This is a genomic window from Photobacterium angustum (genome assembly GCF_003026365.1).
Taxonomy (GTDB): domain Bacteria; phylum Pseudomonadota; class Gammaproteobacteria; order Enterobacterales; family Vibrionaceae; genus Photobacterium; species Photobacterium angustum.
Genome location: NZ_PYOM01000053.1, coordinates 1 through 733 on the forward strand (window position 1 = coordinate 1; position 733 = coordinate 733).

The 733-nt window shown below is 42.8% G+C and carries 1 protein-coding gene; it reads right to left on the reverse strand.

All coding sequences use genetic code 11. The features are described 5' to 3' along the window. Positions 1-733, reverse strand: a 733-nt coding sequence (locus CTN01_RS22565) for a DUF5801 repeats-in-toxin domain-containing protein (RefSeq protein WP_146150447.1), incomplete at both ends; no start/stop codon positions are given.

Genomic DNA, 733 nt, shown 5'->3' on the forward strand with positions numbered 1-733 from the left:
CTTGCATTTGAACAGGGACATCAATGGTGATCTTACCGTCAGTCACATCAACAAATTTACCGTCGGCATTGAGGTGATCAAGCGGTAGAGACTGCTTAATAGCCAAATCAACCGTGACATCGCCATTTGCCAATGACGATGGTGTCATGGTAATGCTCACCGCTTCCTGACCACCTGCTGTCACACCTGTAATAGTAATTACGCCATTAGCATCAGTGTGAACAGTGAAAGTCAGTGCTTCACCATTGGACGTTAAGCCATTAAGCTCTTTTACTAAATCTGCTTGTGCGCTATCAGCAACCTTCAAGCTATTTGCAACTAATGCATCATCTATGGCATTAACCGTAAAGTGCGTATCAGCTGAAACAGGGTAACCCTTGCCAGCTTTAGGATCTTCAAGATCACCTTCTGTAATGCTGATATTGGCGACAACACCTTCACCGGTTGGGTTTAAACCATCTTTAATATGAATTTCTAATTGGCCGGTGTTACTCACATCACCGTCTTTATCGGTTGCAGTAACAGCCAGATTAATATCAACGGTATCGCCTTTGCTGTTATCTTGCTCTATTGGCAGGTATTGATGAACCGTGTAACTGCCATCAATATTAATTTCAATCGTCATGACCGCAGCGCCATCATTCGCACCACCGTCGATAACAACTTTAATTTCATTACCATCAACCACATAACGGGTTGTTTGGTTATTAGAAATAATACCTTCAAGTGACGG